This is a genomic window from Pedobacter antarcticus, assembly GCF_900112985.1.
Taxonomy (GTDB): Bacteria; Bacteroidota; Bacteroidia; order Sphingobacteriales; family Sphingobacteriaceae; genus Pedobacter; species Pedobacter antarcticus.
In genome coordinates this window covers 26,867-50,390 of record NZ_FONS01000013.1, presented here as the reverse complement: position 1 = coordinate 50,390, position 23,524 = coordinate 26,867, and the positions used below count along the sequence as shown (strand labels likewise).

The 23,524-nt window shown below is 40.8% G+C and carries 20 protein-coding genes; 15 read left to right on the top strand and 5 right to left on the bottom strand.

Features of this window, described 5'->3' with window-relative positions:
- The first annotated feature begins 13 nt into the window (after window positions 1-13).
- The 9 genes from BM192_RS18510 (at window position 14) to BM192_RS18470 (ending at window position 10,241) form a co-directional block, all read left to right on the top strand.
- Window positions 14-778 (top strand): alpha/beta fold hydrolase, encoded by a 765-nt coding sequence (locus BM192_RS18510; RefSeq protein ID WP_037439814.1) that lies wholly within the window; start codon window positions 14-16, stop codon window positions 776-778.
- Window positions 778-1,434 carry a CBS domain-containing protein gene (locus tag BM192_RS18505; RefSeq protein ID WP_037439812.1) on the top strand — a complete coding sequence of 219 codons (657 nt, stop codon included), beginning with the start codon at window positions 778-780 and terminating at the stop codon, window positions 1,432-1,434. The genes BM192_RS18510 and BM192_RS18505 overlap by 1 nt, the downstream gene beginning before the upstream one ends.
- Window positions 1,435-1,499: 65 nt before the next feature.
- Window positions 1,500-2,381 (top strand): NAD kinase, encoded by an 882-nt coding sequence (locus tag BM192_RS18500; protein WP_037439810.1) that lies wholly within the window; start codon window positions 1,500-1,502, stop codon window positions 2,379-2,381.
- Window positions 2,382-2,696: 315 nt separating this feature from the next.
- Window positions 2,697-3,437 (top strand): isoprenyl transferase, encoded by a 741-nt coding sequence (locus BM192_RS18495; RefSeq protein ID WP_037439808.1) that lies wholly within the window; start codon window positions 2,697-2,699, stop codon window positions 3,435-3,437.
- 63 nt (window positions 3,438-3,500) lie between these two features.
- Window positions 3,501-6,053 carry an outer membrane protein assembly factor BamA gene (gene bamA / locus BM192_RS18490; RefSeq protein ID WP_037439806.1) on the top strand — a complete coding sequence of 851 codons (2,553 nt, stop codon included), beginning with the start codon at window positions 3,501-3,503 and terminating at the stop codon, window positions 6,051-6,053.
- A 164-nt stretch (window positions 6,054-6,217) separates the two neighbouring features.
- Window positions 6,218-6,748 (top strand): OmpH/Skp family outer membrane protein, encoded by a 531-nt coding sequence (locus BM192_RS18485; protein WP_037439804.1) that lies wholly within the window; start codon window positions 6,218-6,220, stop codon window positions 6,746-6,748.
- 44 nt (window positions 6,749-6,792) lie between these two features.
- A complete protein-coding gene (locus tag BM192_RS18480) occupies window positions 6,793-7,362 on the top strand; it encodes an OmpH/Skp family outer membrane protein (RefSeq protein ID WP_037439803.1) in 570 nt (189 codons plus the stop codon).
- 83 nt (window positions 7,363-7,445) lie between these two features.
- Complete coding sequence (gene murI / locus BM192_RS18475) at window positions 7,446-8,276, top strand: glutamate racemase (RefSeq protein WP_037439800.1); 831 nt, start codon at window positions 7,446-7,448, stop codon at window positions 8,274-8,276.
- A 63-nt stretch (window positions 8,277-8,339) separates the two neighbouring features.
- Window positions 8,340-10,241, top strand: coding sequence for an amidophosphoribosyltransferase (locus BM192_RS18470; protein ID WP_037439798.1), 1,902 nt, complete (start codon window positions 8,340-8,342; stop codon window positions 10,239-10,241).
- 103 nt (window positions 10,242-10,344) lie between these two features.
- On the opposite strand, the gene BM192_RS18465 is transcribed toward BM192_RS18470, so the two are convergent.
- Entirely contained in the window at window positions 10,345-10,971 is a 627-nt protein-coding gene (locus tag BM192_RS18465; RefSeq protein WP_037437918.1) for a LysE family translocator, read from the bottom strand.
- Between the two features lie 250 nt (window positions 10,972-11,221).
- Here BM192_RS18465 and BM192_RS18460 point away from each other — a divergent pair, with 250 nt between their 5' ends.
- From BM192_RS18460 to BM192_RS18445, 4 genes are read left to right on the top strand one after another with little or no spacing between them, the layout of a single operon-like run.
- The gene (locus BM192_RS18460) at window positions 11,222-11,641 is read left to right on the top strand and encodes a deoxycytidylate deaminase (RefSeq protein WP_037437950.1); all 420 of its coding nucleotides are present in this window, start codon (window positions 11,222-11,224) and stop codon (window positions 11,639-11,641) included.
- An 8-nt stretch (window positions 11,642-11,649) separates the two neighbouring features.
- On the top strand, window positions 11,650-13,179 hold the full coding sequence (guaA, locus tag BM192_RS18455) for a glutamine-hydrolyzing GMP synthase (RefSeq protein WP_037437919.1): 1,530 nt from the start codon (window positions 11,650-11,652) through the stop codon (window positions 13,177-13,179).
- Window positions 13,136-14,365, top strand: a complete 1,230-nt coding sequence (locus BM192_RS18450; RefSeq protein ID WP_051759493.1) for a type 1 periplasmic-binding domain-containing protein — start codon at window positions 13,136-13,138, stop codon at window positions 14,363-14,365. The genes guaA and BM192_RS18450 overlap by 44 nt, the downstream gene beginning before the upstream one ends.
- Entirely contained in the window at window positions 14,362-15,525 is a 1,164-nt protein-coding gene (locus BM192_RS18445) for an RsmB/NOP family class I SAM-dependent RNA methyltransferase (protein WP_037437921.1), read from the top strand. Before BM192_RS18450 ends, BM192_RS18445 begins: the two co-directional genes overlap by 4 nt.
- A gap of 23 nt (window positions 15,526-15,548) precedes the next feature.
- On the opposite strand, the gene BM192_RS18440 is transcribed toward BM192_RS18445, so the two are convergent.
- The 3 genes from BM192_RS18440 to BM192_RS18430 form a co-directional block, all read right to left on the bottom strand.
- Window positions 15,549-16,115, bottom strand: a complete 567-nt coding sequence (locus BM192_RS18440) for a MarC family protein (RefSeq protein ID WP_037437922.1) — start codon at window positions 16,113-16,115, stop codon at window positions 15,549-15,551.
- An 89-nt stretch (window positions 16,116-16,204) separates the two neighbouring features.
- Window positions 16,205-17,689: an amino acid permease gene (locus BM192_RS18435; protein WP_037437924.1), complete on the bottom strand. Its 1,485-nt coding sequence runs from the start codon at window positions 17,687-17,689 to the stop codon at window positions 16,205-16,207.
- Between the two features lie 133 nt (window positions 17,690-17,822).
- Window positions 17,823-20,075: a sodium-translocating pyrophosphatase gene (locus BM192_RS18430; protein ID WP_037437926.1), complete on the bottom strand. Its 2,253-nt coding sequence runs from the start codon at window positions 20,073-20,075 to the stop codon at window positions 17,823-17,825.
- Between the two features lie 153 nt (window positions 20,076-20,228).
- Between BM192_RS18430 and BM192_RS18425 the strand changes: the two genes are divergently transcribed.
- Both BM192_RS18425 and BM192_RS18420 read left to right on the top strand, forming a co-directional pair.
- Complete coding sequence (locus tag BM192_RS18425; protein ID WP_037437927.1) at window positions 20,229-21,647, top strand: APC family permease; 1,419 nt, start codon at window positions 20,229-20,231, stop codon at window positions 21,645-21,647.
- Between the two features lie 116 nt (window positions 21,648-21,763).
- Complete coding sequence (locus BM192_RS18420; protein ID WP_037437928.1) at window positions 21,764-22,729, top strand: tRNA modification radical SAM protein MnmL/YtqA; 966 nt, start codon at window positions 21,764-21,766, stop codon at window positions 22,727-22,729.
- A 4-nt stretch (window positions 22,730-22,733) separates the two neighbouring features.
- On the opposite strand, the gene BM192_RS18415 is transcribed toward BM192_RS18420, so the two are convergent.
- Window positions 22,734-23,210 carry an SRPBCC family protein gene (locus BM192_RS18415; RefSeq protein ID WP_037437930.1) on the bottom strand — a complete coding sequence of 159 codons (477 nt, stop codon included), beginning with the start codon at window positions 23,208-23,210 and terminating at the stop codon, window positions 22,734-22,736.
- Window positions 23,211-23,524: the final 314 nt, after the last annotated feature.

The window sequence follows — 23,524 nt, the reverse complement described above, 5'->3', positions numbered from 1 at the left end:
TAAAAAAGACGCAATGAAATACGAAGTAATAGAAGAAGATGGGTTTAATTTTATAGAAGCCGGTAAAGGCGAAACCCTGGTATTACTTCATGGCCTGATGGGCGAACTGAGTAATTGGGAGCCAGTGATAGACTATTTTAAGGACCGTTACCATGTACTGGTTCCTATTTTGCCTATTTATGAACTTCCCCTTTTAACACTGGGCGTAAAAAGTCTGGCAAAATATGTGCATAAATTTATTAAATATAAAAAACTGGGGCAGGTAGTCCTTATTGGGAACTCTTTGGGAGGACATGTTGGTCTTGTCGTTACGGGCGCACATCAGGAAAGTGTTAAAGCACTGGTACTGACAGGTAGTTCAGGCCTCTATGAAAACGCTTTCGGTGGTTCTTTTCCCAGACGTGAAAGCTATGACTATATCCGCGAAAAGGTTGAGTTTACTTTTTACGACCCAAAAACGGCAACCAAGGAACTGGTTGACGAGGTTTATAAAACGGTCAATGAGAGATCCAGGGTAATTCGTATCCTTGCGCTGGCTAAGTCTGCGATCAGGCATAATATGTCAAAGGAATTGTCTAAGATTACAATTCCTGTTTCACTGATCTGGGGTAAACAAGACAAAGTCACGCCGCCTGAGGTGGCCGAAGAGTTCTATAATTTACTACCGAATGCAGAGCTTAACTGGGTAGATCATTGCGGGCATGCCCCAATGATGGAACACCCTGAGGAGTTCAATAAATATCTGAATACATTTCTGGACCGCATATTATTGAAGTAATGACAGCAGCTGAACTCATATCACACCTTATACTCCCTTTGCAGATTACTGACACGGTTCAGACTGCTCAGGAAAGGATGACTGAGTTCAAAGTAACTCAGCTTCCTGTGTTGCGGGAAGGTCAGTTTTGCGGGTTAATTAGAGAAGAACAGCTTCTTCATCCTGCCGGCGACCAGCTAACCACACTGGACAAAGAACTGCTTCAGGTCTTTGTTTCCGAAGGGGTACATATTTATGAGCTGATTATGCTCATGAATAAACTCCAGGTTGATCTGTTGCCTGTGCTCGACATGAATCAGCAATATCTTGGTGTGGTTTCCTTTCAAGAATTGTTGCCTGCAGTCTCAGCTATGTTCGCTTTACGCGATCCGGGGGGTATTATCGTGCTGGAGATCAGCAATCGTAATAATTCCCTCGCTCATATGGCGCAGATTGTGGAAGCCGACAATGCGCAGATTCTCTCCTCCTATGTGCAGGATTTTCCTGATTCTACCAGGATGGAGGTCACACTTAAAATAAACAAGACAGAACTATCCGGAATTATCGCTTCCTTTGAAAGATATAATTATTTGGTCAAAGCTGTTTATAATGGAACTGTTGCAGACAATGGGACGGCAGACAGATATAACTTATTAATGAGTTATCTGAATGTGTAAACAGCCTTTGCTGCATAAGTTTAATAGAAACATTCCGGTTACCCACCCTCAATTATTTTTTTTCAATGAAGTTTGCCATATACGGAAGGGAATTTAACAATACAGTCTTACCCTATGTTCAGGATGTGTTTGATGCCCTTGAATTTTATGGGATAGAAATCCTTGTTTTCCGCGATTATTTCGAATTTATAGCAGAAAAAGTGCGGCTTCCTGAGGGACTATCGACTTTTACCGGACATCAGGATCTTTGTCAGCAAGCAGATGTATTGATCAGTTTGGGTGGAGACGGCACTTTACTGGATACGCTGGCTCTAGTAAGGGATTCAGCAATTCCGGTTATCGGAATTAATTTCGGGCGTCTGGGCTTTCTGGCTAGTATTAATAAAGACAATATTAAGGCAGCTATCGCGGCGTTAATGCAAAAGGATTATTCCCTCGATCAAAGGACATTATTACATGTTGAGTCTAAATACAATCTTTTTGGAGATGAAAATTTCGCATTGAATGATATTACTATCCATCGCCGCGACAATTCTGCGATGATGATTATTCATGCTTATATGGATGATGAGTTTATCAACTCCTACTGGGCGGACGGTCTCATTATTGCGACTCCGACTGGTTCAACAGCCTACTCCCTGAGCTGCGGTGGTCCGATCATATTTCCCAGCGCGCAGAATTTTGTAATTACGCCTATAGCGCCGCACAACCTGAACGTCAGACCGGTTATAATTCCTGATAATGTGACACTTCGTTTTGAAGTTGAAGCGAGAAGTACTAAGTTTTTAGTTTCTTGTGATTCCAGAACGGCAACTGTAGACAGATCGGTAAAGATCACTGTTAAAAAGGCAGAATTTCATGTCAATCTTATTCGGCTTCATAAAGAAAGTTATCTGACTACTTTGCGTAATAAACTTCTTTGGGGAATTGATACACGCAATTATTAGTGCAAATATACTGCCCGGATCAAATCTGCGTTATCCTAACCAAATGAGTGCGTTAAGCTTTCGGCAATCCAAACGAGGTACAGTGCAGATGATGCCGGTACAAAGATTTTGCGTATTTCTAACGGAAAATTGTTTCAGCTTCTAAAATTGATAGAAATAAACAAAATATCTTATAACTTTGGCATCTTCATTCAGAAGGTACCTGAAAATGATTTGTTTAGCATTCATTGGGGGGTATTACATAAAGGCATATCTGCAATATGGCAGCCTGATTCTTCTGTATGTTATACATTTTAGCCATATTTGCTTACATAAATGGGATTTAAAGAACAAATCGATACGACCCGACTGCCGGAACACATTGCAATTATAATGGACGGCAATGGCAGATGGGCAAAAAATCAAGGTAAATTCAGATCTTTCGGACATGAAAGCGGTGTGTTATCTGTGAAGGATATAGTGGAGGGTTGTGCAGATATAGGGGTGAAATACCTGACTATTTATGCGTTTTCAACTGAGAACTGGAACAGACCTCCAGAAGAAGTCACTGCATTAATGGAACTGCTCATTGCGACCATTAATAATGAAACTGACAGACTTAATAAAAACAATATCAGACTTAATGCAATCGGAGATATAGCTTCTCTTCCTCAGAAATGTATTGATGATTTGAAAAGTGCGATGGAAAAAACAGCTGGTAATACTTCCTGTACACTAACGCTTGCTTTAAGCTATAGTGCAAAATGGGAGATTCTTCAGGCTGCTAAAAAACTTGCTGCGCAGGTCGCAGATAATCAGCTCCAGGCTGATGATATTACGGAAGCTCAGTTTTCGTCTCAGTTAACGACCTTCGGGATGCCCGATCCGGAGCTACTTATCCGCACAAGCGGAGAGCATCGGGTGAGCAATTTTTTGCTTTGGCAGATCGCTTATACAGAGTTATATTTCACAGAAACCTTATGGCCTGATTTCAGAAGAGAGGACCTTTTTGAAGCCATTGTTGATTACCAAAAGCGCGAACGTCGTTTCGGTAAAATTAGTGAACAGTTGAACTAATTTTACATTTAACACTTTTTAACATGTGTTTAAATTAACTTAGCAACGTTTTTTAGATTGTAAATGAAAAGAATATACCAACTTATAGTATTGCTTTTTGTCGGCTTACCGGCAATGGCACAAGTAACACGTCCGCAGGCTACACCAAGTCTGAAGGTTCAGGGCACTGACCTGGACTATTTCCAGCCGAAGGAATATATCATTGGAGGTACAACGCTGACTGGTGCCAGTTTTATTGATAAGGAGGTAATTATCACTTTGTCCAAATTAATTAAAGGTGAAACAATTTTGCTTCCTAGTGAGGCTACTTCAACGGCAATTAAAACACTCTGGTCGCAGGGACTTTTTGATGATATCGAATTGAATATTTCCAAATTGACAGACGATACGGTTTATTTTGATATTAAAGTGGTCGAGCGTCCGCGTTTGAGTTCATTTGAATTGAATGGCTTATCTAAATCTCAAAAAACAGACATTACAGAGAAGTTAAATTCGAAATCAGGAAAGACAATTATAAACGAGAACACTTATAATAGTACAACAGCGGTTATTGATAAATATCTGGCAGAAAAAGGTTATTTCTTTACTAAGATAGATTACAAAACCAAACCAGATCCAAATATGGAAAATGGTGTGGTACTGCAGGTTTTTGTAGAGCGTGGCAGAAAGGTTAAAGTCCAGAAAATTAATTTCACGGGAAACAAAGAATTTAAAGCTGCACAGTTACGCAAATATTTGAAAAAGACTAAGCAACGCGCTTTCTATAAAATATTCGGACCAGGTAAATACAGCCAGGAAAAATTCAAGGAAGATAAAGAGAAACTGATCGCTAAAATGCAGGACAAGGGTTATCGTGATGCGGTTATTCTGAGAGATTCAGTATACCGTAACAGCGATAAGACAGTAGGGATTGATATTGATATTTATGAAGGTCCTAAGTATTACGTAGGTAACATTACCTGGGCAGGTAATGCCAAATATGCAACCAAGGATTTGACAAAAGTATTGGGAATTGAAAAAGGTGATATTTTCAGTGAAGAAAAACTGGGTGTAAAATTACATGGTAATGGCGCGGAAAGTGAAGATGTTTCCAGTATCTACCTGAATGATGGTTATCTGACGTTCAATGTGGAGCCGGTTCAAACCAAAATTTATAATGATACCGTCGATCTGGAGATCAGAATTTATGAAGGACCGCAGTATACCAATAACAGGATTACTGTTAAAGGTAATACCATCACAAATGACCGTGTTGTACTCCGTCAGGTTAGAACAAGACCAGGTGATAAGTTCTCTAAAGAACAATTAATACGTACCGTACGTGATATCGGTCAGCTGGGTAATTTTGATGAATCGAAAACTGTCCCTACGCCTAAGCCTAATCCTGCTGACGGAACCGTAGATATTGAGTATGCGGTAGAAGAGAAACCTTCCGACCAGGTGGAGCTTTCCGGAGGTTTTGGTGGTGGCCGTGTAATCGGTACTATCGGTTTAACTTTTAATAACTTCTCTTTAAGGAATATTCTGAATCCTAAAGCCTATAAACCATTACCTAAAGGAGATGGTCAGAAACTGAGTATTCGTGGACAAACTAATGCAAAATATTACCAGTCTTATAGTTTCAGTTTTTCTGAGCCATGGTTAGGTGGTAAAAAGCCGGTGAGTTTTGGTATCAGTGCATTTACCTCGCTTTCTTCCAACGGAGCAAGCGCCGGAAGTTCCAATCTGCAAAAGATACGTTTGAATGGTGTAACGGTAAGTTTGGGTCGTATGTTAAAATGGCCGGATAACTATTTCCAGTTAACACACTCGATCAATGCACAACAATATATTCTGAATAATTACCCAGGTTATCTTTTTACAACGGGTACTTCATATAACTTTAACTTAACTCAGGAAATAAGCAGAGACTCAAGAAATTCACCTATTTTCCCGACAGAAGGTTCATTCTTCAAGTTTACAATTCAGGCAACTCCTCCTTACTCGTTATTGAATAAGGTGAATTATGAAACTGCCTCTGATAAGAAACGTTATACCTTTACAGAATACCATAAATGGAAATTCGAAGGACAGTGGTTCCAGCGTTTGGCAGGTAAACTTGTGGTTAAAGCACAGGCACAGTTTGGCTTCCTGGGATCATACAACCAGGCAGTAGGACAATCGGCTTTTGAAAGGTTTAAATTAGGTGGTGACGGTATGCAGGGTTTTGACTTCCTGCAAGGATCTGAATTGATTACGATGCGCGGTTATGCAAACAACGTGGTTATTCCGAGTTCAGCGACAACACCTGGTCAAATTAATATCGCACAACAGTCAGGTAGCCCGATCTATACGAAATACGTAATGGAGCTGCGTTACCCGGTTATTGCAAGTCAGCAGGCAACTGCGTTTATTGTTGGTTTTGCTGAAGGTGGTAATACCTGGAATAAGTTTTCTGATTATAATCCGTTTAACGTAAGAAGATCGGCTGGTATTGGCGCAAGAATCTTTTTACCGATATTTGGTATGCTTGGAATTGATTATGGTATTCCGTTTGATAAGATCCCTGGTGTGCAGGATTTTGGTAGACAAAGGTTTATGTTTAGTATCGCACAGCAGTTAGGTGGATTCAATTAATTCTCCTTCTTGAAATCGAAATATATTTCAGGTAAAATGAAAATCTAATATGTACGTTATAAAGGATAAAACATATATTCACCCAACAAATGCAGATTTATGGTTTAAGAAGACCGGAAATCTGCATTTGGTTATGTCTAAAGATTAATAAAGAGAGCGAGATCATGAAAAAGTTTATTTTAATCGGATTTTTAGTTTTTGCAGGATTTGGTGCGTTTGCACAAAAATTCGCGTATGTGGACACAGAGTATATTCTGAAACATTTGCCAGAATATAAGTCTTCACAAAATCAGCTTAATGTTCTTACCCAGCAATGGCAGAAAGAGGTCGACGCGGACTTTGTGGCTATTGACAAGATGTATAAAGCTTACCAGGCTGATCAGGTATTATTAACAGATGATATGCGCAAGCGCCGCGAAAATGATATTATAGAAAAAGAAAAGGCAGCTAAAGATTTCCAACGTCAGAAGTTTGGCCCGGAAGGCGAACTTTTTCAGACCAGGTCTAAATTATTGAAACCTATTCAGGATAAAGTAACAGGTGCGATAAATGATGTGGCTAAGTCAAAATCATTAGATTTTATCTTTGATAAAAGCAGCGAATCCACTACGATGATCTACGCTGGTCCCGATTATAATTTGAGTAATGATGTTGTCACTAAACTTGGCTACAAACCTGGAACCCTCGCAAAATAACACACAAAATAAATTTTAAAAAACAATTATTAAGAACAATAGAAATGAGAAAGTTAATTAACGTATTTTTTGTAGCAGCTGGCTTAGTGTTTACTGCTTCTGTTGCCAATGCTCAGCAAAAAATTGGACACCTTGATTCTGAAGTCGTTTTCGCAAGTATGCCTGAAGCTAAAACTGCTACTGCTACTTTAGAAACACTTCAAAAACAAAAACAGGCCGAAATTGAAAAAATGAGGACTGAATATACTACTAAGTATGAGGCTGCAGTTGCTAAAAACAAAACACTGAGCGAAGCCAACAAAGAAACTGTAGGTAAAGAATTACAGCAGATGGGTGTTGAGTTACAGGATATGGAGAAACGTATCAACGATGCAACTCAAAAAGCACAACAGGATATTGCTACTAAACAAGGAGAACTGTTAGCACCATTAAACACTAAATTTCAGAATGCAGTTAAAGCTGTAGCGAAAGACAAAGGTATTGCTTATGTCTTTGACAGTTCTGCACAACAAGGTGCAAATAACATGCTTGCTTGGGAAGGTGGAGAAGATGTTACTGATCTTGTAAAAGCTAAATTAGGCATCGCTGCTTCAGCGCCTGCTGCTAAGAAATAATTTTTAGAAATTTTATAAAAAGTGGAATCCGGATTATCGGGTTCCACTTTTTTTTTGACCGCTTTTTCTTGCTAGTTTTGTCTATGCAGCAGATAAAATCTATTGGTGTTTTCGATTCGGGTTATGGTGGCCTTACCGTCTTCCGTTCCATTGCAGCAGAGCTGCCACAGTATAACTATATCTATCTTGGAGATAACGCCCGTTCTCCTTATGGCGACCATAGTTTTGAGACCGTCTATAAGTATACGCTGGAATGCGTCGAATGGTTGTTTGCGCAGGGCTGTGAATTAATTATCCTGGCTTGTAATACGGCCTCCGCCAAAGCGCTCCGGTCAATTCAGCAGCGTATTCTCCCTGTTAAATATCCTGGAAAAAGAGTGCTCGGGGTGATTCGCCCTACTGCAGAGCTGATCGGTGAGTATACGCGCACAGGTACCATCGGAGTAATGGGTACCAGGGGAACCGTAAAATCCGGTTCGTATCCGATCGAGATCCATAATTTTTATCCGGAGTTGGAGGTCGTTCAGCAAAGTTGCCCAATGTGGGTCCCGTTAATAGAAAACAATGAACATCTGAGCCCGGGAGCGGACTACTTTGTGTCAAAATATATTCAGGCACTGCTTGAACAGTCTGACCAGATCGATACCATATTGCTGGCCTGTACACATTATCCATTACTTATTCCAAAGATTGAAGCGCAGTTATCTGAAGGAATACGATTGGTTTCACAGGGAGATATTGTTGCCGGGAGCTTGAAAGCTTATTTATGCCGCCATTCTGAAATGGAACAATTACTTGCCAGGGACGGTGAAAAGCAATTTTACACGACGGGCGATGCCAGTATTTTTTGCAGAAACGGCTCTCTGTTCTTCGAGGCGCCTGTTGTTGCAAAACAAATCAGTTTGTTGTCATGATTTATATTTCTTTCTAGGTTCTAACTATTATAAAAGGTAAATTTGCGGCTCAAACCACACATAATGAGTGACCAGATAAAACACGAATGCGGAATTGCTTTTATCCGTCTTTTAAAACCTCTCTCATACTACCAGGAAAAATACGGTACAGCACTTTACGGACTGAATAAACTCTATCTTTTGATGGAAAAACAGCACAATAGAGGGCAGGACGGAGCAGGGATTGCAACCATTAAATTAGATGTTAAACCAGGCCACCGCTACATTAGCCGTTACAGGTCAATGGCGCAGAATGCAGTTGCTGATATCTTCGGTTACGTTCACAATAAATTTGTGGACATCCAGAATGATACGCCGGAACTAATGCAGGATGCGGAATGGTTAAAACAAAATGTCAGCTTTATTGGCGAAGTACTCCTTGGACACCTGCGTTATGGTACACACGGAAAAAACAGTATTGAAAATTGCCATCCATTCCTTCGCCAAAATAACTGGATGACCAGAAATCTTGTTATTGCGGGGAACTTTAACATGACTAATGTTGATGAATTACTGGAGCAGTTGTATGAGCTTGGGCAACATCCTAAAGAACAGGCGGACACTGTTACTGTGTTAGAGAAAATCGGTCATTTCCTTGATGATGAAAACCAGGAGCTTTTTGATACTTACAAAAAGGAAGGTTTGTCGAATGTAGAGATTACTCACAAAATATCTGAAAATCTTAATATTGCGCATATCCTGCGCCGCTCGGCTAAAACCTGGGACGGAGGTTATGCAATTTCTGGCATCGTTGGTAATGGTGATGCTTTTGTACTGCGTGATCCTTCTGGCATCCGCCCGGCATATTTTTATCAGGATGACGAGATCGTAGTAGCTGCTTCCGAAAGACCAGCTATTCAAACTGCTTTTAATGTTGGGTTTAATGAGGTGCAGGAAATTAAGCCTGGTCATGCACTGATTGTTAAAAAGAACGGAACTGTAACTCAGGAAATTTTCCGCGAGCCTCAGGAAAAAAGAGCATGCTCTTTCGAAAGAATTTATTTCTCACGTGGTAGTGACGCTGCAATTTACAGGGAAAGAAAACAATTAGGCCGTTTGCTGATTGACCAAATTCTTAAATCTGTAAACTCAGATCTGAAAAATACAGTATTCTCATTTATACCTAATACCGCAGAAATCTCTTTTTATGGTTTGGTAGAAGGGCTGCATAAGTATATCAAAAAGGTACAGAAAGACACTTTAATTGGCCGGAAAGATGCGTTATCTGACCAGGAACTAGATGAATTATTATCTATGGCTCCGAGAGTAGAAAAGCTCGCTATTAAAGATGTTAAGCTTCGTACTTTCATTACCGCCGACGCTGATCGTAAAGAAATGGTTGCCCATGTTTATGACACCACTTATGGAGTTATCAAAAATGATGTTGATACACTTGTTGCTGTAGATGATTCCATTGTAAGAGGAACCACGCTAAAACAAAGTATTATTAAAATCATAGACAGGCTGCACCCTAAGAAAATTATTATTGTTTCTTCAGCGCCGCAGATTCGCTATCCGGATTGTTATGGTATTGACATGTCTAAACTTGGACAGTTCGTGGCATTTGAGGCTGCAATTCAGTTGTTGAAGGCGCGTGGTATGGAAAATATAATTGATGAGGTTTATGTTAAATGTAAAGCTTCATTACTGTTACCTAAGGAAGAGATTATTAATCACGTAAAGGATATCTACAGACCATTTACGCAAGAGGAAATCTCAGCGCAGATTACCAAGATCATTACACCAAAAGATACAATTGCAGAAGTCGAAGTGATTTATCAGACACTAGATAATCTGCATATTGCTTGTCCTGAACATACAGGTGATTGGTATTTCTCAGGAAATTATCCAACACCAGGCGGAAATAGAGTAGTGAACAAGGCTTTTGTAAACTGGAGAGAAGGAAGCGATCAGAGAGCTTATTAAACAAGATTTTTTTGATCATTTATAACATAAAAAAAGGATAGCGAAAGCTATCCTTTTTTTATGTTATAAATATTGGCTGACCGACTATTGCCAGGTTTTGATACTAATGAAAATTCTGCGTGAATACTTCAATAAATAGCCTGATTGCAAAAATAATGATTACCGCCCCGGCGACTCTGTTTAAAAGAATAAGATTCTTTGCCTGAATCTTTTCGCGTAGTTTGGCAGCGTAGAATGTTTTCATGCAATCAACGGAAAGTTGAGTGGACATGGCCACTATGAAGAAAAGAATCTTCTCATCCATCGTATAATGCAGTTGTGCACTAATTATGCCGCCAACCATAATCCAGAACATGAGAGTTGTGGGGGAAAGCAGACACATTAGAAATCCTTTTATGACATATCCTCTTTTTCTAACTTTTTCAATTTTCTTGGTTTCATAATGCATTTTAACTTTATTTACCAGATAGAATATACCTACTCCTAATAAAAACAGGCCTCCGATGAGGCCTATATAGGTGTTGTATTTAGGATTGTAGTTCACGAACTGGGAGCTGAATATAGTCAGGCTAATTAAAATAATGTCACCCAGAATTACGCCTACAGCCAGGGAAAAACCAGCCTTGAATCCCTTTTCTATACTGGTTTTTATCATCGAGAAAAAAACAGGGCCAGTCAGGAATGAAAATAAAATACCTGCACCGATCCCGTGTAATATTGCTTCAATCATTCAAACAGTTTGTATAAAGCTGCTAATATCCGATTTTAATGGGGAAACCTCCATATTTTTTTTTGCTTCATTTATTGTATGGGATTGTCGGCAAGGCGCAATTTTTATTTAAGTTTATACCCTGTTATTGTTTTTCCGGGCTCGGATCGGGGCATATTATAAGGAATTAAAAATTGTTATGGTAAATGAACAACTAAGTACCGGCCAGCCGGAATCCCCGGATACCAGACCGGGATTTGACGATATTTATATGGATCTGGCTGTTAAGCTCGCTGGCAGATCTCATTGTGTACGGGCACAAGTCGGTGCAGTACTCACCAAAGAAACACGAATTATCTCTATCGGCTATAACGGACCTCCTTCCGGTACTCACAATTGTGATGAAGAGTGGCCCGGGCAAGGTTGCAGCAGAGATTCCAGAGGAAGTTGTTCACTAGCTTTACACGCAGAAGAGAATGCAATACTTTATGCTTCCAGAAATGGGGCGAGGATAGAAGGCGCCACCCTCTATACCACATTGTCACCCTGCATTGCCTGTGCCAGACTGATTCTTTCTTCCGGGATTAAGGTTGTATACTTTAAAGATTCTTATGCGGCATATAAAGGGCTGCCGAGTGATGAGGGCGTTGATTTCTTAAAAAGATTCGGTGTTGAAGTGAATAAATACTAACTTTGGCCATGCTAGAAAAAATCATCATTATCGATTTTGGATCTCAATATACACAGTTGATAGCCCGTAGGGTTCGGGAATTAAATGTGTATTGCGAAATACATCCATTTAATAATATTCCTGAAATCTCTTCAGACGTTAAAGGTATCATCTTTTCAGGAAGTCCATACTCTGTACGCCAGGAAGATGCACCTCAAATAGACTTAGCTAAATTCCATCAGAAATATCCTGTACTGGCAGTTTGTTATGGTGCACAATATATTGCGCAGTATTCCGGCGGCGATGTGCAGCCTTCCTCTACCAGAGAATATGGCCGTGCAAACCTGAATTTTGTTGTTTCCGAAAATAAGTTATTTAAAAATATCAATACAAATTCACAGGTGTGGATGTCACATGGTGATACCATTACTGTCGTACCTGATAATTTTGAAATTATAGCAAGTACCGACAACGTACGCGTTGCCGCTTACCACGTGAAAGATTCTGATACGTATGCGATTCAGTTTCACCCGGAAGTAACACATAGTACAGATGGAAAACAATTACTGGAGAATTTCCTGGTTGATATCTGCGGGTTAAGCCAGAGCTGGACGTCAGATGCTTTCGTAGACAGTACAATCGCTGAACTGAAAGAAAAGTTAGGTAATGATAAAGTGGTACTTGGCCTTTCAGGCGGTGTAGATTCTAGCGTTGCAGCAATTCTGCTTCATAAAGCAATCGGTGCTAATCTGCATTGTATCTTCGTTGATAATGGATTATTGCGTAAGGATGAATATGAAGCTGTTCTGGAACAGTATAAACATCTTGGTCTGAATATTAAAGGCGTGGATGCTAAAGAACGTTTCTTAAGTCAGCTGGCTGGGCTTAAAGATCCGGAATTGAAGCGTAAAGCTATAGGACGTGTTTTCATTGAGGTGTTTGATGATGCAGCGCATGAAGTGCAGGATGTAAAATGGCTTGCGCAGGGTACTATATATCCGGATGTGATTGAATCAATCTCCGTGAACGGTCCGTCTGCAACAATTAAATCTCATCATAATGTGGGTGGATTACCCGACTTTATGAAGTTAAAGGTTGTTGAGCCTTTAAAAACATTGTTTAAAGATGAAGTGAGACGTGTAGGGAAGACACTGGGGCTGGATAGTTTTATTTTAGGTCGTCATCCTTTCCCCGGACCAGGGCTTGCTATCCGTATATTAGGCGATGTTACCGCGGAAAAAGTAGCCATCCTGCAGGAAGCGGATGCTATTTATATAAACAATCTGAGAGAAGCAGGGTTATATGATCAGGTTTGGCAGGCTGGAGCAATTTTCCTTCCGGTTCAGTCGGTTGGAGTAATGGGAGACGAGCGTACTTACGAAAACGTTATCTGTCTTCGTGCTGTGGAATCTGTAGATGGAATGACTGCCGATTGGTGCCATTTACCTTATCCTGTACTCGCCAAAATTTCCAATGAAATTATTAATAAAGTAAAAGGTATAAACAGGGTAGTGTATGATATTAGTTCAAAACCACCTGCGACTATTGAGTGGGAATAAACTTTGGTGTTTAATATTTGCCTGTTTTTGTCTGTCGGCTTGTTCGCCGCGGGTAAGAACAGGTAAATCACCTAAGAAACCTGCCAAGGAAACTACGCAGGATAAAAAAGAAGAAAAGAAATTTACCGAAGCCGGAATTACACTGATGATGCCTTTAAAACTGAATACAGTTAAGGCAACAACTGGAACAAAAGCTGACCTGGAACAGTCTGCGATGTCTCTTGATTTTTATCAGGGATTTAAGATGGGAATTGATTCTGCCGCTGCAAAGGGAATGAATTTTAAGTTAACGGTTTTAGATACACGTGACGACGACAAACATCTTGGTTATCTGATCGGTTCAGATCAGTTGAAAGGAAGTAATCTTATCGTAGGGCCTGTGTTTCCCGATGGGCTTAAGTACATGACCGACTATTCTATTAAGAATGACCTGCCAGTAGTTTCTCCCCTGGCTGCTACTCAGCCGGCTGAATTTAATAATCCTAACCTGATCTCATTGGTTAATAACATAGATCTGCACGCTGATAAGATTGGACAGTTTATCAATAAAAACTATGAACCTTCCAGAACGGAAGTGGTACTGATTAGTACTAAAAAACCGGCAGATGAATTACTGGCAGTGCCAATTAGAAATTATTTCACTGAAGGTCGCGGTAATTTGTTCCATTTTACTGAATATAGTTCTGTATTTAGTATGGAGTCACAAATGGTTAAAGGTAAGAAATACCTGGTACTGGTTACTTCGGCCGACCGTGCATTCGTTGTAGCTACGATCGATAAACTTGCTAAAATGAAACTGAACGGAAGCCAGCTTGAGCTTTTTGGGCATCCGAACTGGAGTAAACAAAACTATAATACGGAGAAGCTGCAGGCTTTGAAAACGCGAATCACGACTTCTTACTATGTAGATTATAAAAGCCAGGATGTGATCCGGTTTGTCCGTAATTACAGAAGGCTGAACCATTTCGAACCAGGCGAGTTTGCCTTTAAAGGATTTGATACAGGATACTATTTCGGGCTGCTTTTCGCTTCGCACGGATCATCTTATCTGAAGTATCTAACAAAAACCAGCTATAAAGGATTACAGAATTCATTTCAGTTTATTAAAGATGAAAAACTGGGTTATATCAATACCAGTTTATTCCTGCTGGAATTCAAAAATTACGCTTTAACTCCTGTTGAATGAAATTAATCTATCAGATCCGCTCTTTTGAACAGGTTTTAGCTTCCTACGAAGGGAAAATCCCTCTGCACCGGCATTTAGTTACTTATTATAAGCAACATAAGCAGATGGGATCTGCAGATCGCAGATGGACTTCCAGATATTTGTATAGTTTTTATCGTTTGGGAAATGCAATTCCGCAACGGGATACAATTACCAGGTTGGCAGTTGCAGACTTTCTTTGCAGCCAGTCCGGAAGTCTGGTGATCACAGAACATTTGCCACAACTGGCAGAACATCAGCTTTTACCTGTTCAGGCCAAAATAAAACTGGTGGAGGATACTTATCCTGATTTTAAGCTGGAAGATGTTTTCGCGTTCCGTGAAGAGCTTTCTGCTGAAATTAATAAGCAGGCATTCCTTGAATCTTTTTTCGTACAACCCGATCTTTTTATTCGTATTCAGGAGAAGGATCATCTGAAGATTACAGAAGAGCTTACTGAAGCCGGGATTCCGGTGAGGAATGTAAGTAACGAGACGCTAGCGCTGCCTAATGGAATCAAATTAGAGAATATACTGTCTGAAAGCCTGAATTATCAGGTTCAGGATTTGTCTTCGCAGGCTACAGGTGAGCTGTTTTTACCTCAGCCTTATGATTACTGGTGGGACTGCTGTGCAGCTTCAGGAGGAAAGTCATTATTGCTTTCTGCATTGGAGCCTAAGGTGCAGCTAATGGTCAGTGATCTCCGGGAAACAAGTCTTAGGAATCTGGATGAACGCTTTCTGGCAGCAGGTATCAAAAAATATCAGAAGAAAACCCTGGATTTGTTGCAAAATAATGATCAGGTTTTACATGATTATGCATTTGACGGTATTTTACTGGATGCGCCTTGTACGGGATCAGGAACTTGGGGCCGAACCCCGGAAATGCTTGTGCAGTTCGACGAAACTAAAGTAGCATACTTCTCCGCCCTTCAGATAAGTATTGCAACAAATGTTGTAAAATACCTGAAGAAAGGAAAGCCATTGATTTATATGACTTGTTCTGTCTTCAGAAAGGAGAATGAAGATGTTGTCGCTGCTCTTTTAAAGGAACTGCCGCTTGAACTTGTAGAAATGCGTGTAATTACAGGATATCAGCATAAAGCAGACAGTATGTTTGTGGCCCGCTTTCTTAAAAAATAAGTATTACCGATACCGGATTGTGTTTACAGTCCGGTATTGTTTCTAAACAGCTTAATGGCAATTGCGAGCAGGATCACACCAAATGCTTTCCGCATCACATTCAGGCCAGATTTCCCAAATAGTTTTTCTAGTCTCTCCGTGTTCTTCAGCACGAAATAAACAAATAACATATTGATCAGGATGCCGACGACTATATTTTGTGTGTCGTACTCTGTTTTAAGTGAAAGCAATGTGGTCATGCTACCTGCTCCGGCAATAAGCGGGAAAGCAAGTGGTACGATTGATATGGTTTCGGGTGCTTCTTCCTTAAATATTGTCAGTCCTAATACCATCTCCATTGCAATAAAGAAAATTACTAAAGACCCGGCAATAGCAAATGATGCTACATCTAGTCCAATCACCTTGAGCATGGACTCGCCTAAAAAAAGAAACATGATCATAAGCGTTGTAGCCACCAATGTCGCTTTCTCTGATTCGATATGACCGGCTTTTTTGCGGAGCTGAATAACTACGGGGATGGAACCTAGAATGTCTATAATGGCAAACAGGACCATTGAGGTAGACAGAATTTGACTGAACTTGAATTCCATGAGAACATTTTTTGTGTAAATGTAGAAATTCTAAAAATTAAAAAGCCACTGTGAAGTGGCTTTTTAATTTATTCATAAAAATGGATAACTTATTTTTTCAATGAGTCATGATGCGCTTTTCTGATATAACTATGTTTACGTCCATACGCATAATAAATGGCGACCCCTAAGGCCATCCAGATTCCTAAACGTTCCCAACTTACAATCGGTAGGGAAGCCATCATCAGCACGCACACAATAATACCCAGAATAGGTACAAGTGGTACTAATGGCGTACGGAAAGGTCTTACCAGATCCGGATCAGTTTTTCTAAGAATCAATACACCTATACATACCAGTGAGAAGGCAAACAGGGTACCGATACTTACCATATGACCCAGGTCAGAAACCGGTACGAAACCAGCGAAGATACTTACAAAGACCATAAACATCAGATTGGTTTTCCAAGGCGTCTGGTTTGTTTTGTGTAAGTCAGAGAAGATTTTAGGTAACAACCCATCTTTACTCATACTATAGAATACACGGCTTTGTCCAAGTAACATAACCAGGATTACCGAAGTGTAACCAGCAAGAATCGCAACCATCAGGAAACGATTAAGGAAGGTGTATCCGGTCTGTGCAAATGCAGTTGCAACTGGTTTAGCGTCACCTGCAAATTTCGTGTAATTCTCTAATCCTGTCATTACATAAGAGAACAGAACGTAAAGTAATGTACAAACGATCAAAGATCCGATAATACCAATCGGCATACCTTTTTGTGGGTTTTTTGCTTCCTGTGCAGCAGTACTTACGGCATCAAAACCGATAAATGCAAAGAAAACTACTCCGGCTCCACGTAAAACACCGCTGATACCGAAATGGCCAAAGTCATCACTTGCGAAGAATTCAAAGAATCCTTTAGTACCTGCTTTAACAGCTTCTTCACCAGCATTTGCCGGGATAAAAGGGGTGTGGTTTGCCGGATCAATAAAGCTCCATCCTAAAGCAATAAAAATCAATACAACCGCTACTTTTACAATAACAAGAACGTTATTAACTGTAGAGGAGTCTTTAGTACCGCGGATTAACAGCATTGACAGCAAGCATACAATTATTATAGCAGGCAGGTTAATCAAGCCTCCCTCCCAGGGACCATGCAGGAGCTGTTGTGGAAAATGGATACCGAACTCCAGAAGGAATTGTGAAAAGTACTGTGACCAGCTGGCAGCTACAGTTGCAGCACTTAAAGCATACTCAAGGACCAGATCCCAGCCAATAATCCAGGCCATAAATTCTCCCATTGTAGCATAAGAGTAAGTGTAGGCACTTCCTGCTACCGGAATCATGGAGGCAAATTCCGCGTAACATAGCCCAGCAAATCCACATCCTATCGCTGCAATGATGAAGGAGAGGATTACTGCCGGCCCAGCGTTATCTGCCGCTGCTATCCCAGTCAGGGAAAATAACCCTGCTCCGATAATTGCACCAACGCCTAACGCGACGAGGTTGAAACTTGTTAATGAGCGTTGTAAAGTACCCTCACCACTTTCATTAGCCTCAGCCAATAATTGTGGAATAGATTTTTTAAATAACATAAGTTAATTTGATGGTTTAAATTTTTTGATTTACTTGGTGGGTTAATACAGTTTCAAACCTAATTAAAAAAATTTAAGAATAAAAGGGATTTTTTTTGGAAATACCATTTATTCCCTAAACTGATTCCATTTTTTATGGAATTAACAATGTATCGGTAACATTTTTGATAGTGTCTCTTTTGATTACTCCGTTTAAATCTGTTGATTGTTGAATTTGGATCTCTTTTCTGATCTCAGTTTTTGCGTTTTTCACAAAAGGTACCGCAATATGTGGTGCAATGACCAGAGAAACAATAGACATTAATTTAATAAGGATATTCATAGACGGTCCGGAGGTGTCTTTGAACGGATCTCCAACAGTGTCGCCTGTTACAGATGCTTTATGAGAGTCAGATCCTTTGAATTCCATCTCTCCGTTAATCAACACGCCTTTTTCAAATGATTTTTTCGCATTGTCCCAGGCGCCACCGGCATTAGACTGAAAAATCCCCATCAGTACGCCAGATACAGTAACACCCGCCAGCAGTCCACCGAGCACTTCAGGGCCGAAGATAAAGCCGACGATTATAGGGCTGAGCAAAGCAATCGCACCGGGCAATACCATTTCCCGTATCGAAGCCTCCGTCGAAATGGCCACACATTTCTCGTATTCTGGCTTGGCTTTATACTCCATAATGCCCGGGATCTCTTTAAACTGCCGTCTGACTTCCCGTACCATAGCCATAGCAGCCCTTCCAACGGCCGATATACATAGGGCGGAAAAAATAAAAGGAATCATTCCGCCAACGAAAAGACCAGCAAGTACATCTGCTTTATAAATATCTATAGCTGTAATTCCAGAAATTCCGGCGAAGGCTGCGAAAAGGGCCAGGGAAGTAAGTGCTGCAGATGCGATAGCGAATCCTTTTCCGGTAGCAGCAGTAGTGTTCCCAACCGCATCAAGTATGTCCGTCCGTTCACGTACTTCTGCAGGTAAACCGCTCATTTCTGCAATTCCTCCGGCATTATCGGCAATTGGACCGAAGGCATCGATTGCCAGTTGCATAGCAGTAGTGGCCATCATGCCTGCAGCTGCGATTGCCACACCATAAAAACCTGCAAAATGATAGGAGCCGTAAATTCCGCCTGCAAGTACAAGAATAGGTAATACTGTTGATTCCATACCGACAGAGAGTCCACCGATTATGTTGGTAGCATGTCCCGTTGAACTTTGCTGTATGATCGAATTGACGGGTCTTTTGCCCATTGCGGTATAGTACTCGGTGATTAAGCTCATCAATGTTCCAACCAGCAGGCCGATAAGAATGGCGTAATAGACAGCGGTAGGTGTAAATTCAAACCCGCGTATAACCATGGTCGGGGGCAATAACCAGCGTACGGCAAAATAAGAAGCGACAGCAGTTAGCATGATAGACATCCAGTTTCCCATGTTCAGGGCTTGCTGTACACTGTCTTTATCGGTTTTAATCCTGACAAATACGGAAGATATCATAGAGAAGATCAAACCGAGACCCGCAATAAGCATTGGCAGAAGTACAGGTGCCATTCCTCCAAATGCATCTGCAGATTCAATTTCCTGTCCAAGAACCATTGTGGCAAGAATCGTTGCCACATATGAGCCGAAAAGATCTGCGCCCATACCAGCTACGTCACCAACGTTATCTCCTACATTATCGGCTATGGTGGCCGGGTTTCTAACGTCGTCTTCGGGAATACCTGCTTCTACCTTTCCTACAAGATCGGCGCCGACATCTGCTGCCTTAGTATAAATGCCTCCTCCGACTCTTGCAAAAAGAGCGATACTCTCCGCTCCCAGTGAAAATCCTGCCAGTACTTCGATTGTCTTTTTTAATTCTGCTGAAGCATCGGGACCCGCAGGGTTAACAAAGCTGTGGTATAGTATAATAAAGACACTGCCCAATCCGAAAATTGCTAATCCAGCCACGCCGAATCCCATTACTGTACCTCCTGTGAAGGCCACTTGCAGCGCTTTGCGCAGACTCGTTCTTGCTGCCTGTGTGGTTCTGACGTTGGCACGGGTTGCAATTCGCATACCGATGAATCCGGCGAAAGCAGAGAATACAGCCCCTATTATGAAAGCAATAGCGATTACGGGACTGGAATGTATTGGGCTCTCCGGACTTCCTTTTAACGTTCCGGACCAGGCAAGCAGAATACTGGCGATGATAACAAAATAGCTTAGAACTTTCCATTCGGCGCGAAGAAATGCCATTGCACCATCTGCAATATAACCTGCAAGTTCTGACATCTTGCTGTCCCCGGCATCCTGCCGGTTAACCCAGGCACGTTGAAACGCCATCACAATAATTCCCATCAGCCCGAATACGGGGATGAGATAGATTAGGTTTTGCTGTAAAAAAATCATATATGGTTTGATATTTGGTTGCTGAGCATCAGGAGATTAGGGGCTCCTATACAAATTTAAGAGAGTTTGCGACTTTGCCAAATTTAATGTCCTGGTTTCTGCTGAATGTAAAACCTATATTAGTGTAAAAAACAACCCACCAAAACCAGCGATATGAATAAAGAACAGGAAGAGGGCTCTTTCAGAAGGGAACTTGGCTTATTAGATGGCACCATGCTGGTCGTGGGCTCCATGATCGGATCAGGAATTTTTATCGTATCGGCTGATATAGCCCGGCAGGTTGGATCGGCTGGCTGGCTCATTCTGATCTGGGTACTTACCGGGATAATCACCGTAATTGCTGCGGTGAGTTACGGTGAGCTGAGCGCAATGTACCCGAAGGCAGGGGGGCAGTATGTTTATCTGAAAGAGGCATATAATAAATTGATCGCCTTTTTGTACGGATGGAGTTTCTTCGCGGTTATTCAGACCGGGACTATAGCCGCAGTGGGCGTTGCATTTTCGAAGTTCGCAGCATATCTCTATGAACCATTCAGTGATGAAAATATACTGATGGATTTGGGGGGCTTTCAGCTAAATGCAGCCCAGCTAGTTTCCATCGTGACCATTATTATACTTACTTATATAAATAGCAGGGGGGTGAAAGATGGGAAGATTCTGCAGACTTTTCTCACGATAGTGAAAATTCTCTCTTTGCTCGGACTGGTAGCGGGTGGGTTCTTTTTCGGTGCTAATACAGCGGTCTGGGATGCAAACTGGTCTGACGCCTGGAATACCAGGGCGTTTGATGTGGCAAGCGGCAGCTGGATGTCTATAGGCGGTACAGCGCTGCTCTCAGGAATAGCTGCGGCTATGGTTGGATCTTTATTTTCCAGCGATGCCTGGGTGGGCGTTACATTCATTGCGGGCGAGATCAGGAAGCCGGAGCGCAATGTGGGATTAAGTTTGTTTCTGGGGACGTTTATCGTGAGTGTAATTTACATTCTGGCCAATCTGATGTATGTTGCGGTGATGCCGCTGCAGGAGATTGCGACTGCAAAGTCCGACAGGGTAGCTGTAGACGCCGCACAGTATATTTTTGGAGATACGGGAACAATTATTATTGCCGTAATGATTATGATTTCCACATTTGCCTGTAATAACGGGCTGATTATGGCTGGAGCGAGAGTGTATTATACGATGGCGGGGGACGGTTTGTTCTTTAAAAAAGCATCCAGGCTGAATGCTTCGGGTGTTCCTGGCTGGGCCTTGTGGTTTCAATGCATATGGGCTTCTGTTTTATGTCTTACAGGTAAATATGGAGATCTGCTGGACTACGTGATGATAATAGTAATTATATTCTACATACTTACAATAGCCGGTATTTTCATTCTTCGTAAGAAGCAACCTGACACAGTCCGGCCTTATAAAGCTTTCGGTTATCCGGTATTGCCAGTGATATATATTCTCTTTGCCAGTGCTATATGTATTGCTTTATTACTAACCAGATTGGATACCTGCGGCTGGGGAGTGTTAATTATGCTGGCGGGTATTCCTGTTTATTACCTGTCAAAACCAGCAGTAGAAAATTAAAAAGTATTTCTAGCTGATGCCTGTATCCTTAACCAGGGTACAGGCTTTTTCATTTCTGCATTTTTGCTGACAAAAAGAATAAATTAAAAGCTGTATTTTTGTGAAAAAAAAAGCAATTGGGAACTCCACTAGATTCAGGAATAAAAGGTTATAATAATTACGGTACTCACCTTAAGGAAAAGTATAAAGGGCAGCGGGTATTTAAAGTTATTGTTGATGGCGGTTTTACCTGTCCTAACAGGGACGGAAGTAAAGGCTATGGTGGCTGTACTTATTGTAATGTCGATTCTTTTACACCTGAGTTATCCAGGAAGCTGCCGACTATTCGGGAGCAGCTGGAGCAGGGTATGGAGAGAGGTAAGGGTTTTTATAAGGCCGACAAGTTTATTGTTTATTTCCAGCCTAATACCAATACTTACGCTCCGGTTCATTATCTGAAAATGATGTATGACGAAGCGTTGTCTATTAATCCTGAAGACGTTGTTGGTTTTTCAGTGGGTACGCGTCCAGATTGTATAGATGCAGAGAAAGTTGCGCTGCTGGAAAGCTACTCAGACCGGTTTGATGTGGATCTGGAGATGGGGATGGAATCTATTTATGATGAAACCCTGGAAAAGATTAACCGTGGATGCAGTCATGGAGAATTTGTAGAAGCTGTTAAATTGCTTGAAAATTCAAAGTTAGATCTTTGCGTACATACCATCTTTGGATTTCCCTGGGAAACGGAAGAAATGATGCTGGGTTACATTCATGAAATTAACCGTTTCCCGCAAATAAAATTCGTTAAATTCCACCACCTGCATATCGTAGAAGGTTCGATTATGGGAGCCAAGTTTAAAAAAGAACCATTTCACTTATTCAGTCTGGAAGAATATACAGATCTGCTATGTAAATTGATTCCGCTACTCAGGCCGGATATTGTTATTCAGCGTTTATTCGGTATTTCAGACTGGGATTTACTTATAGCTCCAAACTGGGGGTTAAACAAATCCGCTATTCAGACTTATATAGATAAAGAAATTGAAAAAAGGGGAGTAGTACAAGGCTCCGCTTATGTAGTCGCAGATGCTCAGGCTGTATAAATTCCTATAATATTTCATAACTGCCGAAAAGAGCGTCTACCTTTTCTTTTCTGTATTTAAAAATCTGCTGCAGCTTGTTCGCCACGAACAGGCTGTTTGCTATTGTACCCAAAAAACCCAGGGGCATTCCGTAGGTAAGCACATCTGTCATTTCCACACCACCTGGTATACTCTTGAAATGATGCTGATGGTGCCAGAATTGATATGGACCGAATCTTTGCTCATCAATAAAATAACGCTGCTCTTCTACCTGTGTAATTTCTGTCATCCAGTTTAATTTGATGCCCGCTACCGGAGAAACTTTATACGTGATGATCATCCCTGCATACATTTTATCGATGGGGTTTATGTTCGAGGTGACTTTAAAAGCCATTTCTTCAGGGGTGATTTTAGCGAGATTTAGTGGAGATGAGAAAAAATCCCAAGCCTGTTCAAGACTAACCGGCATTTTCTGTACGAATTGAAGTTGATGAGCTTTCATGGTTTAATTTAAGATTGCTTTTGGTTACGGCAAAATCAGGTCCATTTATTACGAATTAAAAAAAAACATGAATATTTATCATTTATGCATTTTTGACAATTATATTTTCTCTTTTATGGGTTTTTATCAAAAAATAAACATCAAAACAGCTCTAATATTTTATAATTATAAATTTTAACCTGTTTTTTTAGTGTTTTTGTCTTTTGTTTTTGGTGATTTTAGTATTGTTTGTAATATTTATATGATATAATTAGAATTTATTTAATAATTTAGGTATAAAAACGAGTAAAATATATTTACATAACCTAATAAAT

What these genes read in the sequence shown, in the direction of transcription:
- BM192_RS18510 (WP_037439814.1), top strand. Translation starts at nt 14, where the DNA reads ATGAAATACGAAGTAATAGAAGAAGATGGGTTTAATTTTATAGAAGCC.
- BM192_RS18505 (WP_037439812.1), top strand. Translation starts at nt 778, where the DNA reads ATGACAGCAGCTGAACTCATATCACACCTTATACTCCCTTTGCAGATT.
- BM192_RS18500 (WP_037439810.1), top strand. Translation starts at nt 1,500, where the DNA reads ATGAAGTTTGCCATATACGGAAGGGAATTTAACAATACAGTCTTACCC.
- BM192_RS18495 (WP_037439808.1), top strand. Translation starts at nt 2,697, where the DNA reads ATGGGATTTAAAGAACAAATCGATACGACCCGACTGCCGGAACACATT.
- bamA (WP_037439806.1), top strand. Translation starts at nt 3,501, where the DNA reads ATGAAAAGAATATACCAACTTATAGTATTGCTTTTTGTCGGCTTACCG.
- BM192_RS18485 (WP_037439804.1), top strand. Translation starts at nt 6,218, where the DNA reads ATGAAAAAGTTTATTTTAATCGGATTTTTAGTTTTTGCAGGATTTGGT.
- BM192_RS18480 (WP_037439803.1), top strand. Translation starts at nt 6,793, where the DNA reads ATGAGAAAGTTAATTAACGTATTTTTTGTAGCAGCTGGCTTAGTGTTT.
- murI (WP_037439800.1), top strand. Translation starts at nt 7,446, where the DNA reads ATGCAGCAGATAAAATCTATTGGTGTTTTCGATTCGGGTTATGGTGGC.
- BM192_RS18470 (WP_037439798.1), top strand. Translation starts at nt 8,340, where the DNA reads ATGAGTGACCAGATAAAACACGAATGCGGAATTGCTTTTATCCGTCTT.
- BM192_RS18465 (WP_037437918.1), bottom strand. Translation starts at nt 10,971, where the DNA reads ATGATTGAAGCAATATTACACGGGATCGGTGCAGGTATTTTATTTTCA.
- BM192_RS18460 (WP_037437950.1), top strand. Translation starts at nt 11,222, where the DNA reads ATGGATCTGGCTGTTAAGCTCGCTGGCAGATCTCATTGTGTACGGGCA.
- guaA (WP_037437919.1), top strand. Translation starts at nt 11,650, where the DNA reads ATGCTAGAAAAAATCATCATTATCGATTTTGGATCTCAATATACACAG.
- BM192_RS18450 (WP_051759493.1), top strand. Translation starts at nt 13,136, where the DNA reads ATGATATTAGTTCAAAACCACCTGCGACTATTGAGTGGGAATAAACTT.
- BM192_RS18445 (WP_037437921.1), top strand. Translation starts at nt 14,362, where the DNA reads ATGAAATTAATCTATCAGATCCGCTCTTTTGAACAGGTTTTAGCTTCC.
- BM192_RS18440 (WP_037437922.1), bottom strand. Translation starts at nt 16,115, where the DNA reads ATGGAATTCAAGTTCAGTCAAATTCTGTCTACCTCAATGGTCCTGTTT.
- BM192_RS18435 (WP_037437924.1), bottom strand. Translation starts at nt 17,689, where the DNA reads ATGTTATTTAAAAAATCTATTCCACAATTATTGGCTGAGGCTAATGAA.
- BM192_RS18430 (WP_037437926.1), bottom strand. Translation starts at nt 20,075, where the DNA reads ATGATTTTTTTACAGCAAAACCTAATCTATCTCATCCCCGTATTCGGG.
- BM192_RS18425 (WP_037437927.1), top strand. Translation starts at nt 20,229, where the DNA reads ATGAATAAAGAACAGGAAGAGGGCTCTTTCAGAAGGGAACTTGGCTTA.
- BM192_RS18415 (WP_037437930.1), bottom strand. Translation starts at nt 23,210, where the DNA reads ATGAAAGCTCATCAACTTCAATTCGTACAGAAAATGCCGGTTAGTCTT.